Origin of the sequence: Halorussus sp. MSC15.2 (genome assembly GCF_010747475.1) — an archaeon.
Classification (GTDB): domain Archaea; phylum Halobacteriota; class Halobacteria; order Halobacteriales; family Haladaptataceae; genus Halorussus.
Genome location: NZ_VSLZ01000002.1, coordinates 100,247 through 113,608, shown reverse-complemented (window position 1 = coordinate 113,608; position 13,362 = coordinate 100,247). Strand labels below are relative to the sequence as shown.

The 13,362-nt window shown below is 66.3% G+C and carries 16 protein-coding genes and 1 pseudogene; 7 read left to right on the top strand and 10 right to left on the bottom strand.

Going from position 1 to position 13,362, the window contains the following annotated elements; genetic code table 11:
• Window positions 1–103: 103 nt before the first annotated feature.
• From FXF75_RS07765 to FXF75_RS07750, 4 genes are all read right to left on the bottom strand, one after another.
• Entirely contained in the window at window positions 104–331 is a 228-nt protein-coding gene (locus tag FXF75_RS07765) for a DUF6684 family protein (RefSeq protein ID WP_163521336.1), read from the bottom strand.
• An 81-nt stretch (window positions 332–412) separates the two neighbouring features.
• On the bottom strand, window positions 413–772 hold the full coding sequence (locus tag FXF75_RS07760; RefSeq protein ID WP_163521335.1) for a hypothetical protein: 360 nt from the start codon (window positions 770–772) through the stop codon (window positions 413–415).
• 113 nt (window positions 773–885) lie between these two features.
• The gene (locus FXF75_RS07755; RefSeq protein ID WP_163521334.1) at window positions 886–1,197 is read right to left on the bottom strand and encodes a C2H2-type zinc finger protein; all 312 of its coding nucleotides are present in this window, start codon (window positions 1,195–1,197) and stop codon (window positions 886–888) included.
• Between the two features lie 2 nt (window positions 1,198–1,199).
• Complete coding sequence (locus FXF75_RS07750; RefSeq protein WP_163521333.1) at window positions 1,200–2,576, bottom strand: hypothetical protein; 1,377 nt, start codon at window positions 2,574–2,576, stop codon at window positions 1,200–1,202.
• Window positions 2,577–2,678: 102 nt separating this feature from the next.
• Here FXF75_RS07750 and FXF75_RS07745 point away from each other — a divergent pair, with 102 nt between their 5' ends.
• On the top strand, window positions 2,679–2,948 hold the full coding sequence (locus FXF75_RS07745) for a hypothetical protein (protein WP_240334574.1): 270 nt from the start codon (window positions 2,679–2,681) through the stop codon (window positions 2,946–2,948).
• On the opposite strand, the gene FXF75_RS07740 is transcribed toward FXF75_RS07745, so the two are convergent.
• Entirely contained in the window at window positions 2,949–3,212 is a 264-nt protein-coding gene (locus FXF75_RS07740; RefSeq protein WP_163521332.1) for an MTH865 family protein, read from the bottom strand.
• A 403-nt stretch (window positions 3,213–3,615) separates the two neighbouring features.
• Here FXF75_RS07740 and FXF75_RS07735 point away from each other — a divergent pair, with 403 nt between their 5' ends.
• On the top strand, window positions 3,616–5,115 hold the full coding sequence (locus FXF75_RS07735; protein ID WP_163521331.1) for a hypothetical protein: 1,500 nt from the start codon (window positions 3,616–3,618) through the stop codon (window positions 5,113–5,115).
• Window positions 5,116–5,357: 242 nt separating this feature from the next.
• Window positions 5,358–6,452, top strand: coding sequence for a DUF354 domain-containing protein (locus FXF75_RS07730; protein WP_163521330.1), 1,095 nt, complete (start codon window positions 5,358–5,360; stop codon window positions 6,450–6,452).
• A 126-nt stretch (window positions 6,453–6,578) separates the two neighbouring features.
• Here FXF75_RS07730 and FXF75_RS07725 read toward each other — a convergent pair whose 3' ends face one another.
• A complete protein-coding gene (locus FXF75_RS07725; protein ID WP_163521329.1) occupies window positions 6,579–7,568 on the bottom strand; it encodes a glycosyltransferase family 2 protein in 990 nt (329 codons plus the stop codon).
• Between the two features lie 272 nt (window positions 7,569–7,840).
• On the opposite strand from FXF75_RS07725, the gene FXF75_RS07720 reads away from it, so the two are divergent.
• Both FXF75_RS07720 and FXF75_RS07715 read left to right on the top strand, forming a co-directional pair.
• Complete coding sequence (locus FXF75_RS07720; RefSeq protein WP_163521328.1) at window positions 7,841–8,881, top strand: M42 family metallopeptidase; 1,041 nt, start codon at window positions 7,841–7,843, stop codon at window positions 8,879–8,881.
• A 158-nt stretch (window positions 8,882–9,039) separates the two neighbouring features.
• Window positions 9,040–9,617 (top strand): annotated as a pseudogene (locus FXF75_RS07715) (plastocyanin/azurin family copper-binding protein).
• A gap of 69 nt (window positions 9,618–9,686) precedes the next feature.
• Here FXF75_RS07715 and FXF75_RS07710 read toward each other — a convergent pair.
• The 3 genes from FXF75_RS07710 to FXF75_RS07700 all read right to left on the bottom strand — a co-directional run bounded on the left by FXF75_RS07710 (window position 9,687) and on the right by FXF75_RS07700 (window position 11,106).
• Complete coding sequence (locus FXF75_RS07710; protein ID WP_163521327.1) at window positions 9,687–10,217, bottom strand: type II toxin-antitoxin system RatA family toxin; 531 nt, start codon at window positions 10,215–10,217, stop codon at window positions 9,687–9,689.
• Between the two features lie 250 nt (window positions 10,218–10,467).
• Window positions 10,468–10,848, bottom strand: coding sequence for a hypothetical protein (locus FXF75_RS07705; RefSeq protein WP_163521326.1), 381 nt, complete (start codon window positions 10,846–10,848; stop codon window positions 10,468–10,470).
• A gap of 36 nt (window positions 10,849–10,884) precedes the next feature.
• The gene (locus tag FXF75_RS07700; protein ID WP_163521325.1) at window positions 10,885–11,106 is read right to left on the bottom strand and encodes a hypothetical protein; all 222 of its coding nucleotides are present in this window, start codon (window positions 11,104–11,106) and stop codon (window positions 10,885–10,887) included.
• Between the two features lie 114 nt (window positions 11,107–11,220).
• Between FXF75_RS07700 and FXF75_RS07695 the strand changes: the two genes are divergently transcribed.
• Both FXF75_RS07695 and FXF75_RS07690 read left to right on the top strand, forming a co-directional pair.
• Window positions 11,221–11,658, top strand: coding sequence for an SHOCT domain-containing protein (locus tag FXF75_RS07695; protein ID WP_163521324.1), 438 nt, complete (start codon window positions 11,221–11,223; stop codon window positions 11,656–11,658).
• Window positions 11,659–11,739: 81 nt separating this feature from the next.
• A complete protein-coding gene (locus tag FXF75_RS07690) occupies window positions 11,740–12,114 on the top strand; it encodes a hypothetical protein (protein WP_163521323.1) in 375 nt (124 codons plus the stop codon).
• A 48-nt stretch (window positions 12,115–12,162) separates the two neighbouring features.
• On the opposite strand, the gene FXF75_RS07685 is transcribed toward FXF75_RS07690, so the two are convergent.
• A complete protein-coding gene (locus FXF75_RS07685) occupies window positions 12,163–13,323 on the bottom strand; it encodes an NAD(P)/FAD-dependent oxidoreductase (RefSeq protein ID WP_163521322.1) in 1,161 nt (386 codons plus the stop codon).
• Window positions 13,324–13,362 lie beyond the last annotated feature (39 nt).

The window sequence follows — 13,362 nt, the reverse complement described above, 5'->3', positions numbered from 1 at the left end:
GAACGACTGCCAAAGATTAGCGCGACGAGTCAGTCACGATTCACTATCGGGAGTGCGACGCTTGCCCGGCAGTTACCGAGACGACCGAGGCAGAATCGACGGGTTACTCCGACTCGGCGTCCTCGATGAGTTTCGCCGAGAAGTAGGTCAGGTACGCCAGCAGTGCGAAGGGGACGACCAGCAGTGCGAACCCGATGGACGAGGTCAGCCCCTCGATGGCCCACGGCGACGCGACGGTGAACAGCACGACGAAGAAGCCGATGATGCAGAGCGGGATGATGTTGACCGAAATGTCGAGCCACGTCTCCCGGTCGAAGATGGGGGTTGCCATGTACGACGGTAACCACGGGGGTCCCAAATAGGTTGCCGATTCGTCTCGGCCGACCCGTGCGTTCGGGCCGGGCGCGTCGAGTCAGACGCTCTGGGGTTGCCAGAACGACCCGAAGACGCCGCCGAAGAGGATGATGACGCCGCCGACGAGGATGGCGAGACCGCGGAGGTGTATCGACCCCGACGTCGCGTAGGTGATGACGCCGCCGGCCGCGAGACAGAAGACCGACGCGGTGACCAGTCCCTTCCACGGGTCGGCGATGTACCCCGACTCGCGGAGGATGCCGACGACGCTCCCGACGAACAGCAGGAGACCGCCGACCGCCACGGGGAAGAGCGGCCACACGATGCCGACCTCGAAGATGGCGAGTCCGAAGGCGACGAACAGCGGCCACGGACTCGCTTTGCGGTATTCGTCACTCAATCCGGGTTGTTCGTCCATAGCTACGACTCGGGGGAGTAACGACTAAAGGGCACCGTTCCCGAATCAGGGGGCCTTCAGGCGTCGTCCGAACGTCTTCGCGTCCGACCGGACTCGCGACGCCGGAACGCCCCTCAAACTGGTATCACCGCGACGACGCTGTAGGGGTCCGTGGTCTCCACCGAGTAGACGAACAGGAAGACGAAGTACACCAGCACCAACAGGCCGAGCAGTTTCAGCCGGAAGGTGCGCAGGTCGTCGTTCTCCCGCTGGTAGGTCTCGCGGAACGCCTCGCGCCGGTCGTCGTCGAGTCGGTCCCAGTGGTCGATGCCCTCGTGGAGGACCAGCAACTCCTCGCTTTCCAGCGGGCGACCGCAGTACGGACACTCCGCTGGCGATTCGCCGGGCGGTACCTCGGTCTCGTCGGTGGTGGTCTCTCCGGTCATACTCAGACGAACGGCGGTTCGGCACTCGGTGCGGACACTATCCAGAGGCTCGTCATGGTGTACAGCACCATGACGACCACGAAGGGGTACTGACTCCGGACCGCCTGCAACCGGCCGGGGAACACCTCGTACGCGCTCGTGTGCGCGACCCAGACCGCCAGCAGGTGTCCGAGCAGGACGAACGCCACCGCGAGCATCCCGAACCAACTCGGCAGGACGACCACCGAGGGGTTTATCGGCGGGTTCAGGGGGTTCGACAGCGCCGCGAGCAGCGCGGGTGACAGCGAGACGAACAGGCCGAGGAAGTGCGCGAGGTGGTATCCGGCCGCGATGGGCAACAGCGACGGCGCGAACCGTCGGGCGATGGCGTCCGGCGTCAGGTACGTCTCGGCGGTCTCGCGGGCCGACCGGGCCGCGAGCCAGTAGACGCCCAGAAAGAGGGCGTATCCGGCGAGCAGTGCGGCCGGGTAGAGGACGACCGCGGGGACGCCGACGCCGACCGCAGTCTGCGCCATGTCCACCCAGAGGGGCGTCCCGACGAACCCGTCGTACGTCGTGACCCACAGAATCGCCACCACGAAGGCCACTTCGTCGCGGCCGTCCGCGAGTCGAGCGTCGGTCAGCGCCGCGCCCGGCGGCCCGACGGCCAACCCGTCTTCGCCGCGCTGAATCGGCGCGACCCGGCCGTAGTACCGGAACAGTCGCGCCACGGGGTCCACGCTCCCGAACCATCGGTCCGGACCGAAGACGTGCGCCCCCGCCAGCGTGATAACCGAGTAGCCCACCACGACCCACGCCAGTAGCCGCGGGTCGTCGGCCAGCGGACTCACGACTTCTAACCAAACCAACGCGAGGAGACCGACCACGCTGGGCCACGCGCCCAGTCGCTCGGGGTAGGCGCGGTCGAGCGAGGGCACCCACTCGCTCACGGCCCGCCACGGGTTGAGCGCGGGCCAACTGTTGCCCACGAGGTAGACCGTGGCGACGTATCCGGCCCACCAGCCCACCCAGACGAACAGAATCGCGGCGTTCCGGAACATCGACTGCGGGCCTTCGAGACCGACGACGACGACCCCGAGCAGGGCCGCGACCGAGAGGACGCGGGTGAGCGTCGCCACGCCGTCGAATCGCATCCCTGCGACCCGCCGCCAGCCGTGGACCGCGCGGATGAACGCCCGGTCGGTGACGAAACTGGCGAGCAGGAACGACGCGCCGACGACGCCGCCGCCGGTCAGCAGGAACAGCCACGTCGGGACTGAGAGGGTACCTGCGGCCGCGCGGAGACCGCCGCCGTGGGCGAGCGCGGTTCCGGCGAGTAGCGTCGTAGCGAGCAGTGCGTTGCCCGCCACTGCGAGCGTCCGGACGTTCGACCGTCTCATCACCGGACGTTGGCGCGGTCGGGACTTGTCGTTTCCGGACTCGGTCCCTCGCCAGCAGCGTTTTATAGAACGCTGTGGTACCGAGCCTCGGGGGAGATTATCGTGGAACGCCAAGACACGCCGATAGGGTCAGGAGAGCGCGGCACGGGCGAACCGACCGACGCCGCCCAGCAACCGGACGACATCGCCGAGATGGACATCACCGAACCGACCGTGACGTGGCTCGAAGTGTCCCATCCGCAGCAGCCGATTCCCATCGGCGAGAAGGACCGGGTGCTCGACAGCCACTTCAACGAGCAGTACGACGTGTGGGAGGTCCTGCTGGTCGCGCTTCCGGGCGAAGAGGACGAGGAAGAAGAGGAAGACGAGTAGTTACAGCATATCCTTCTGTTTCAGACCCTCGATGAGGTCGTCCACGAGGCTCTCGACGTCCTCGTAGGGGAAGTCCTGAATGTCCGAGAGCTTCGTCGAGAGTTCCATCGCGGTGAAGTTGACGTCGCCCGCCTCGAAGCGCGTGCCCGGCCCGTCAGGAAGCGCGGGCACGAGGTCCATCGGGTTGGTGACCGGGAAGTCTGCGCCTTCGAACGCTTCGGTGAACTGGTCGCGGAGTTCGGCTTCTGCTTGTTCGTCTGCCATATCCGTTGTTGTATAGCGGTCCGGGCAAAAGCGTTCCGGAACAACACAGAACTCGTGGACTGTTTTTCCATCGTCGGACCGGGTTCCACGTCCGGCGACCGTCCGGTCGAAGGAGAGGTTGCTGACGATTCGCTTCGGCCGTTCTCGTCGAGGCGCCGTAGCCGACCCGGCCGCCTTCCGACCGTTACAAGCCCGAATTACCGGTAGAATGGTCGCGTTAACCGGTCGTTGAACCCCGTTCTGGCGTCTGGTAGTCGCCGCGTAGCGCGTTTGCGGTGATTGGCCGTTCCTCGTCTCGGGCTGATACCGAATCGACACGACCAACAATAGGTATAAATCGTTAATCTACCATTGAAGCGAAACCGGAAAGCTTGTAATATAGTAGTGAAGCCTTGAAGGTGGCATGGCACGCGACGAAACAGCACGCGAATCCGAACAGCGAGACGCAACGGTGGACCGACGCTCCTTCCTCGGAGTCGCCGGTGCCGGCGTCACCGCCGCCCTCGGCGTCGGGACACTATCGAGCGCGAGCGACGCGGCGGAGTACCGGACGGTCACGGTCTCGGCCGGAAACACCCGAACCTTCAGTGTGGGGAGTGGAGAGACGCTGGAGAACCTCCTCATCGACATGACCGCCGACGGCGCGTCGGCGAAGATTTACGCGAACGGCGACGGGTGGACGGTCCGCAACGTCGCGTTCAAGGGGAACCACCCCGGCGGACACTACCTGTTCACTCCTGCCGTCTCGAAGGGCGGCACCGCCACCGTCGAGAACCTCTACATGGGCGACGGTCAGACCGCGGGGTCGGGCAAGGGCGGTATCTGGGTCAACGGTAACGACCACTACGGGACGCTGAACTTCCGCAACGTCCACATCGCGCACTTCATCGACAACGGTCTGTACGGCACCGACTCCGGGTACTCGTACCACGGGAGCCACGGCGGCGTGGTGAACGTCTACGACAGCTACTTCGACAGCAACAACATCGCCAACATCCGCGTCGGGTCCATCGACGGTCGGACCTGCTACGTCGATAACTGCGTCGTGAAGGGCGGGACCACGCGCCCGTGCGACGTCGGGTGTTCGAGTCCGGGCGCGACCAACAGCCGCGGCGTCTGGGCGTGGTGGGGACCGGTCGAAGTGAGCAACTCCGACATCGGGAGTTCCCCCGCGCGGCGCGAACAGGACAATCGAGCGGGCAACCCCGAGATTATCTCGAAGAACACGCGCTGGGGGTCGGAGGCCGACACCAGCAGGGTCCCGTCGGGCGTCCCCATGACGGCCGAAGAGGCCGCCAGCGGCACCTCCAGCGCGAGTAGCGGCGGTTCCGGCTCCGAATCGACGACCAGTGACTCCGACTCGGACGCCTCCGGGACGGTGCTGGAACTGGTCGCGGGGTTGAACACGTCGAGCGTCTCCTACGAGTTCACGGTCGAGGGAAGCGTCACGAAGCGCACGTCGGCGGGCGACGTGGCGGCCGAGGGCAACGACAGCGCCACCGACAACGGCGACGGCACGGTGACCGTCTCCGGCGTCGCGGGCAACGGCTACGGCGACTCGTTCCTCGTGGACGGCGACGTGGTGTCGGTGAGCCTCGACGAGAGCGACTGGACGCTCCGGTGGGGCGGGCAGGAGGTCTCGGTCTCGGACCTCGTCCTGCCGAACAAACTCGTCATCGACGGGAGCAACGCGCCCGGCGTGGCCAGCACCTACACGTTCGAGGTCAGCGGAGAGGCACGCAAGAGCGCGGCGCTCGGGTCGGTCAACGACCGCGACACCGTCTCGGACGGTCAGATATCCGGACGCGTCATCGGCGGGAAGGACGGCTTCCGGTTCTCCGGCGAGATTACGGCCTTCCGACTCGACGGCCCCGCGACCGTGAACGTCGAAGACGGGTCCTGAACCGGTTCCGCAGACGAAGGCTCCGTTTCCGAATTTTGCTGACGGTCATGCGGTTCTTCGACCGTGATTCGACGCGTCTCGACCGACGGCGGTCGCCGTTTCTGGAAGGAAGCAGCGACAGGGGACAGTTACCGACAGGTCAACCCGGACGTACTCTCTCCCGAGTAGTCGGTTGATTCGGACTACCGCGGGGGAACGCGGCGCAGAACAATACGCTCGCAGACCCGATACGCGTTCGAGACATGGATTACCTGTTCTTCACGAACACGCCGGCACACGTCCATCTCTATCGTAACGCCATCGCGGAGCTGCAAGAGCGCGGTCACGGAGCCTTGATATTGGCCCGCGACTACGGGTGTACCCTCGACCTGCTCGACTACTACGACCTGCCTCACGTCGTCTACGGCGAACTGGCGACCAGCAAGTCCTCGTTGGCTCGCCAACTCCCGAGTCACTACCTCACCATCCTCCGGAAGACCCGAGAGTACGACCCCGACAAGATATTCGGCGTCGGCGCGTACGCCGCCCACGCGGGGACCGTGACCGACGCGCCGGTCGTTCTCATCACGGACTCAGAGAACACCCACCTCGACCACGCCATCTCGCGGCCCTTCGCCGACGCCTACCTCACACCTCACACCTTCGACAAAGACCTCGGCGAGGACCACCACGTCTTCCGCGGGTTCAAGGAGTGCGCCTACCTCCACCCCGAAGAGTGGGAGCCACAGACCGACGTCCGCGAGGAGTTGGGCGTCGGCCCGGACGAGGAGTTCGCCATCGTCCGGTTGAACGCCTTCGGGTCGCATCACGACGTGGGACACGACGGGTTCACGCCCGAGAAGCGCCGTGAACTCGTCGAGCGCCTCGCCGAGGACGTGACGGTCTTCGTCTCCGACGAGGGCGACGCGATGGACTTCTCGTCGGTCCCCGCCCGACCGTTCGACCTCCATCCGGCGCTGCTCCACGACGCGCTGGCCGAGGCGTCCCTGCTGGTCGCCGATACCCAGACGATGGTGACGGAGGCCGCGCTCCTCGGTACCCCCGCGATTCGCTCGAACTCCTTCGTCGGCGACGGCGACATGGGCAACTTCGCCGAACTCGAACGCGAGGGCCTGATTTACAACCTCCGGGCGTTCGACGCGGTGCTGGACAGGGCGACCGACCTGCTCGCGCGGCCGGGCGTCGCCGACGAGTGGGCGCGCAAGCGCGAGGAGTTCCTCGACGACAAGGTGAACCTCACCGACCTCGTGGTACGAGTGGCGACCGACCAGACGATGCTCAGGTCGCTCCCGACCAAGCGGACCTACAATCTGATGCCGACGGAAACGCCCATCTGACCGCCGCCGACGCGTCTCTCCCGACGTTCGACGACGCGTCGGTCGAACCCCGGCGAACGCCGGTTCGGCTAAAAAGGAGGGGGAGTCTATCGCCGACTCGACCCGAGAAAGAGGAGGCCCTTCCGACTACTCGTCGTCGGTCACCCGCATCTCCAATCCCTCGTCGCCTTGGCGGTCCCGGTGAATTGCGAACCCGAGCGACAGATAGCTCCCGACGACGAGCGCGGCGAGGAGGTCCGCGTCGCCGATTAGTCCGGCGGCGACGGCGGCGAGAATTCCCGACAGGCCGAGCGCGTAGCAGAGCGGCGTTGCGCGAGCGCCCGACTCGGCGAACTGCGCCCGCTGTCGGTGGAGGAAGTTGGTGAGGAGGAGCCACGACAGTTTCGGGACGAAGCTACGGTACCGGATTGTACTCTCCTCGTCGCCGTAGACGGCCGGAACCGCCACGTCGGCGACGGTCATCCCGTGGCAGTTCAGGCGGACGAGGAGTTCGTTGGCGAAGCCGTAGTCGTCGTAGAGGCTGTCGATGTCGAGGTCGGCGAGGGCTTCGCGCGAGATGGCAGTGTAACCGTTCTGCGGGTCGGTCGTCTGCCAGTAGCCGCTCGCTATCTTGGTGAGTACCGAGAGCAGTCGATTGCCGAACAGCCGGAACGGCGGCATCTCCTCGCGGTACTCGGCGTCGAGGAGTCGAGTACTCTTGGCGTAATCCGCGTCCCCGTCCACGATTGGGTCGAGGAGTCGGGGGAGCGAGTCGGGGTCCATCTGGCCGTCTCCCGCCATCACCGCCGTCACGTCCATCCCGTCGGCGTACGCCCGGCGATACCCGGTCTTTATCGCGCCGCCGACGCCCCGGTTCGTCTCGTGGCGAATCGGCACGACCTTTCGGGTGAAACCGACGCCGCCGTCCGCGAGTCTCGGTTCGCCTTCGGGTTCCGCCGCGGCGCGATTGGCCGCTTCCGCGTGTTCCTGTATCTCCTGCCACGTCCCGTCGGTCGATTGGTCGTCCACGACGTACGCGCGGTCCACGAATTCGGGGAGCGTGTCGATGACCTCGCCGACGAATCCTCGCTCGTTGTACGCCGGTACGACGACGCCGACTGTGTTTCCGTTGTACATGTTCGGTGTCACGCTGGAGGTTGCTGACCGCGCAATTCGGCTCCTCGCACGGCCGCGTCGATGCGTAATAGCCCTCTAACGGGTTTTGTTATACGCCGTCTGCCGATTCGACGGGTTAGTGTAACCCGGAACAAGCGTCGCCGTCGGGTCGGTATACGCAACCAACCGCCGAGTTAACCATCCCGAACGGCGGGGAGTCCGAACGGCGAGGCGGGTTCTGCCGGGAGACTGAAAAGACGGGGTTTAAGCCCGGCGGGTCGTCAGTAACTCGCATGGATTTCGACTTCGAACTGCTACGCGAACTCACAGAGACGGACGGCGTGCCGGGGTACGAAGACCGGGTACGCGACGTCGTTCGTCGGGAACTCGACGGCGTCGCGGACTCGGTCCACACCGACGCGATGGGCAACGTCGTCGGGACGGTGGAGGGGTCGAGCGACTACGAGGTGGCCGTCGCCGCGCACATGGACGAAATTGGCTTTATGGTAAAGCACGTCACCGACGACGGATTCCTCGAAATCGACACCCTCGGCGGGTGGGACCCCGACGTGCTCCGCGCCCAGCGCGTGACGGTCCACACGGACGCCGAGGACCTCACCGGCGTCATCGGGTCCGTCCCGACCCACGTGCAGGACGACGACGAGGAGTTCTCCATCGACGACGTGGCCATCGACCTCGGACTCCCCGCCGAGGACGCCGCCGAGCGCGTCTCTGTCGGCGACCTCGTGAGCATGGAACAGACGACGACCCGAATCGGCGACAACGTGACCGGCAAGGCGCTGGACGACCGCGTCTGCCTGCTGGCCATGCTCGAAGCGGCCCGACGCATCGAGGACCCCGACGTGACGATTCACTTCTGTGCGACCGCACAGGAGGAACTCGGCGTCCGCGGCGCGCCCGCGCTCGGCGTGGACCTCGACCCGGACCTCGCCGTCGCGCTCGACGTGACGGTCGCCAACGACATCCCCGCGGTGGAGAACGAGAGCGGGTACGTCACCGAACTCGGCGAGGGCGCGGCGATAAAGCTCAAGGACTCCAGCGTCGTGACGACGCCGAAGGTCCACCGCCGGATGCGCTCGGTCGCCGAGGAGCGGGGCATCGACCACCAACTGGAGGTCCTTCCCTCGGGGGCCACCGACACCTCGGGATTCCAGAACACCCACGGCGCGAAACCGGTGGGAGCCATCTCAGTGCCGACTCGCTACCTCCACACCGTCACCGAGAGCGCCCACCACGCCGACGTGGAGGCGACCATCGACCTCCTGACCGCCTTCCTCGAAACCGAGACGGGCGACCACGACTACAGCCTGTAGCCCCGCGAAAACCGGATTCTCGCGCTCTCCCTCGTCTTCTATCCCGATTTCGATATCTCTGCTGCGAGCGACCGGAGGGAGCGGGCGGGGACACCCGACGACGAAGAATGTGGGGTCGTATCGAAAGTATAGAGTACCCACCACCGCTAGCCCCGACTATGAGCACGGAAGGAAGCGAGTCGGTCACGCGGCGTGGATTCATGCGTGCCGCCACGGGGACCGCGGCGCCGCAGGTGCGGCGGGGACCGCATCGGCCGAGAGCAAGGAGACGACCTCCGGTGAGAGCGGCGGAGGCGGCGGGACAAAGGAAGTCATCGTCGGTCCCGGCGGTAGCCTCGTCTTCGAACCGGCCGAGGTAACCGTCGCCCCCGGAACCACGGTCAAGTGGGTCTGGGAGTCGGACAACCACAACGTCGTCCCCGAGAGCCAACCGGACGGCGCGAACTGGGAGGGGACGCCCGGCGGCGCGAGCAAGACGTACAACACCGGCTACGAGTACTCTCACACCTTCGAAACCACCGGCACCTACGAGTACTTCTGCCAGCCCCACAAGACCGCCGGGATGGTCGGCACCGTCGTCGTCCAAGAGGGCGGCGCAAAGACCGGCAGTAGCGGTCCCGCGATTCCGAGCAGCGCCAAGACGCTCGGCATCGCCACGACGGCGGCGCTGGTGTTCACCCTCGGTCTCGCCTACTTCTTCATGAAGTACGGCGGCGACTACGGACAGGCAGAGTAGTAGCGCGGTTCGCGACTTCTTTCGGTCTCTCGGCGACGGAGCGGCCGGTCCGGCGCGTCGAAGCGTCGGCTATATCGTATCGGGCGAGTCGTGGAGCGTCAGTTCGACGTCGCGGCGCTCGCCTTCGAGGTCCTCGACGATGCGCGCGACGACCTTCTCGGCCTCCTTCAGCACGAGCGGTCTGACCTTGCCGATTACCCAGTCGAGCGAGACGAGGCGCGGCAGGTCGAGCATGTCGGAACTCGCCGAGTCGGCGTCGAACTCGATGACCAGTCGAACCCGCGAGGCCGTCTCCCGTTCGGGCGGGGCCGCCTCGGGGTCGGGTTCGACCAGCCACTCGCCGTTCGCGCGGAGGTCCTTGACGACGCGCCACGCGATTCGCTCTGGCGGGTCGAAGTCCGTCACCTCCGACCGGACGACGTAGTTCAGTTTCCACCACTGGAGGTGGATGTCGTACTCCGTGCCGGGACCGCCCTCGCCGTGACGCGTCACCCGGTCGAGATACTCGGAGTAGTTGGCGTACCCCTGAAAGTCCGCGAGGAACTCGTAGGCTTCCTCGGGCGACACGTAGACGACGGTGCTGAGTTCGACGCTGTCCACGGTGTCGGATTTGGAACGAACGCGGCGTAAAACTTCCGGCGGACGCGCTCACGGTGGTGTTCAGTCGAGCGCGGGCAGTCGCGAGCGACGTATTCGAGTCGGCGGAGGGGGCTGGCTTGGGGTTCGAAATCGGTGCCGGTCGCTCGGCGACTGAGAGGAACGCGACCGACTCAGAACCGAGAGCCGAGAGTAACCACCGACTCGGGGCCGAAGGCTAAGAGGAGGAGAATCCGTGCGGGTGGTCGCTTTCTCACGCCTCCTCGATAGTGTCGAGAACTCGCTGAGAGAGGTCCACGTCAGAGAGGTCGCCGCGTGCGTGGGCCGCCAGCCACTCTTCGTCGGCCCGCCACGTTCCGCGGCGACCGCCGTCGATGTCGGCGACGGTGCCCCGCACGTCGGTGGGGGACCACCCCTCGTCCTGCAGCGCCAGCAGGCGATTGAGGACGCGACCCACCTCTCGGTGGGGGACCCCGGTGCCCGGCGTCGCCGTCTCGTAGTTCACCCGGAGCGTCCCCGCCTCGGTTTCGAGGTCGGTTACGTAGACGCCGTGGCTCATCAGGCGCTGTTCGAGTCGTTCGCGGAGGTCGTCGTCGTCCAATGCCGCCTCGCCGTCCGTGCGCTCGTCGTCCATAGGTGGTGTTACGGTGCAACGAGGGTAAACGCCTCGCTACCAGAAGTCGTGAGAGTCGCGCGGTGCGACGCAGTTGCAGGTCACTGCAGGGTCGAGAACGTCACCGACCGGCATCGCTTCCCCGCATTCGGTACAGACGATGGTCGTATCGTCGGTGCTGCGGTACCGCCGCAGCGCGTGCCTTCCGATTACCGCTCCGGCGGCGAGACCGACCGCCCCCGCGAGCGCCTTGTCTAGCAACCCAGTGTCGCGTGCCATGCGCTCGGGAGGTTGGCCCACAAACTTAAACCCATTGACGGCGGGAGACCAACAGAATCACGACGAGTCGGAGAAGATGAAACCTTTTTGTCACCGTCGCCGGTAGCCAGTCGCATGGACGACTCGCTCGACGACGACGATAACGTGCTCGTGAACCTCACCGTGTTCGTCGTCCTGGGCGTCGGACTCACCGCGCTGTTTCTGGGGTACGAGTGGTTCTGGATGGCGTTCGTCCTCGGTTTCGGCGTCCTCCTCCCGATGGTGGATGTCCTCACCAACCGGTTCGGCGACGACGCGGTCCCGGACGAACGCGACCAACGACCCGAGACCCGGAGCGCCGACGAATCCGATTCGAAGCAGGACGCGCTCGACACGCTCCGGGACCGGTACGCCCGCGGCGACCTCACCGAGGCGGAGTTCGAGCGGAAGGTCGAGGCCCTCCTCGAAACCGAGACGCCCGAGAGCGCGCGCGACCACGTCGAAAGGCGGAGCAGGTCGCGGAATACCCGCGACGCTGACGACGCGACCTTCGAGACGGACGAGAACACGTGACAGGCGTCGTTGGTTCCGTGGGCGCGTCGGCCGACGGACAGACGCCACCTATAAATGCCCAGTCGAAGCAAATACGACTACATGGTAGGGTTCCTGAACTACGTCATCGGATTCGTCGTGAGCCTCCTCATCGGCGCGTTCGGCATCTACGTCGGTGCGCGCGTCATCGCCGACAGGGACGACTACGAGTACGCCATTCTCACCGCGCTCGTCGGCGCGTTCGTCTGGTGGCTAATCACCGGACTGTTCGGCCTGATTCCGTTCGTCGGCGGACTCGTCGGCGCGGTCTTCGGACTCGTCGCGTGGGTGTACGTCATCAACGCCCGGTATCCGGGCGGTTGGGGCAACGCTATCGGCATCGGCGTGGTCGCGTGGCTCGCCGTCTGGGTCGTCCTCGTCGTGCTGGAAAGCCTCGAAATCATCGCGGCCGGTGCGCTCGGCATCCCCGGTTTCTGATTCCCGGTCGGACTCTCGTTCCGAACTACCGCACGCACCCCGCTCTGACTACCGCTCGTACCCTAGTTCTTCGCTCACGAGGTCCGCGGCGTTGCGTATCGCACCGACCGACGAGAGGTATCCGGCCCCGACGGTCGTCTTCAGCGCCTTCGCGGCGGTCCCCGTGAGAACCGTCGGGCCGACCTGAGCGACCGCGCCGTCACCGACCGATACCAGCCACCCCGGCGAGTCGAACGCGAACGGTTCGAGTCGGGGTTCGAAGATGTCGTCGCCCTCGCGGTCGTACTCCACGAGGCTGGCGACGTTCTCGGCGACCGCACGGGCCTCTCGGACCGCGGCCTGCGCGCTAGCGGGGACGGGTTCCCCGTCTGCGTCCACCACGCGCGCCGCGTCGCCGACGACGAACGTGCCGTCGCCGAGTCGAAGGGTGTTCTCGACCTCGGGGCGCTCGCCGTCCAGCGCCGCGGGACCGCGGATACCCCCGGTCCAGACGAACTGGTCGTAGTCGAGTCGCTCGCCCGAGTCGAGTTCGACGGCCGACTCGTCCGCCGAGGCGACCGCGGTTCCCGTCCGTATCTCCACGTCGCGGGCTTCGAGTTGGTCGCGGACCGCGGCCTGAAAGTTCTCGGGGAACGCGGGCGCGACGCTCTCGAACTGTTCGAGGAGGGTGACGGTGACGGACTCGCGGGACTCCTCTTCGCGAGCGAACGCCGCGAGTTCGCCGGCGACCTGCACGCCCGACAGGCCCGCACCGCCGACGACCACGTTAGCCGGCGAATCGGGACTCCCGGCTTCGACCGCGTCGAGGAAGTCGGCCCGGATGCGCTCGGCGTGGTCGAGCGTCTTCAGGGGCGTGGCGTGCTCCTCGACGCCCGGCAGGTCGTAGAAGGCGGTCTCGGCCCCGAGGCAGACCGCACCGTAGTCGTAGTCGATGGTCTCGCCCGAGTCGAGCGAGACGACGCCCGTCTCCGGGTCCACCCCGGCGACTTCGGCCTGCCGGACCGTCGCGCGGTCCAGCACGTCTTCGAGGTCCACCACGATTTCGTCCGCGAGCGACGGTCGGCGGACGACCCGGTGGAGTTCGTGCTGGACGAGGTGGCTCCCGGTCCGTTCAATCACAAGAATCTCGACGTCGTCGGGGACGGTGCGCTCCAGTTTTCGGGCGAGGGTCAGTCCGGCGTAACCCGCGCCGAGGACGCAGATTCGCATTCGGCCGGACGTAGGGACCGAGGGGGTTTAGAAGTGCGG

Coding starts and splice junctions, on each gene's coding strand:
- FXF75_RS07765 (WP_163521336.1), bottom strand. CDS start 331: ATGGCAACCCCCATCTTCGACCGGGAGACGTGGCTCGACATTTCGGTC.
- FXF75_RS07760 (WP_163521335.1), bottom strand. CDS start 772: ATGGACGAACAACCCGGATTGAGTGACGAATACCGCAAAGCGAGTCCG.
- FXF75_RS07755 (WP_163521334.1), bottom strand. CDS start 1,197: ATGACCGGAGAGACCACCACCGACGAGACCGAGGTACCGCCCGGCGAA.
- FXF75_RS07750 (WP_163521333.1), bottom strand. CDS start 2,576: ATGAGACGGTCGAACGTCCGGACGCTCGCAGTGGCGGGCAACGCACTG.
- FXF75_RS07740 (WP_163521332.1), bottom strand. CDS start 3,212: ATGGCAGACGAACAAGCAGAAGCCGAACTCCGCGACCAGTTCACCGAA.
- FXF75_RS07735 (WP_163521331.1), top strand. CDS start 3,616: ATGGCACGCGACGAAACAGCACGCGAATCCGAACAGCGAGACGCAACG.
- FXF75_RS07730 (WP_163521330.1), top strand. CDS start 5,358: ATGGATTACCTGTTCTTCACGAACACGCCGGCACACGTCCATCTCTAT.
- FXF75_RS07725 (WP_163521329.1), bottom strand. CDS start 7,568: ATGTACAACGGAAACACAGTCGGCGTCGTCGTACCGGCGTACAACGAG.
- FXF75_RS07720 (WP_163521328.1), top strand. CDS start 7,841: ATGGATTTCGACTTCGAACTGCTACGCGAACTCACAGAGACGGACGGC.
- FXF75_RS07705 (WP_163521326.1), bottom strand. CDS start 10,848: ATGGACGACGAGCGCACGGACGGCGAGGCGGCATTGGACGACGACGAC.
- FXF75_RS07700 (WP_163521325.1), bottom strand. CDS start 11,106: ATGGCACGCGACACTGGGTTGCTAGACAAGGCGCTCGCGGGGGCGGTC.
- FXF75_RS07695 (WP_163521324.1), top strand. CDS start 11,221: ATGGACGACTCGCTCGACGACGACGATAACGTGCTCGTGAACCTCACC.
- FXF75_RS07690 (WP_163521323.1), top strand. CDS start 11,740: ATGGTAGGGTTCCTGAACTACGTCATCGGATTCGTCGTGAGCCTCCTC.
- FXF75_RS07685 (WP_163521322.1), bottom strand. CDS start 13,323: ATGCGAATCTGCGTCCTCGGCGCGGGTTACGCCGGACTGACCCTCGCC.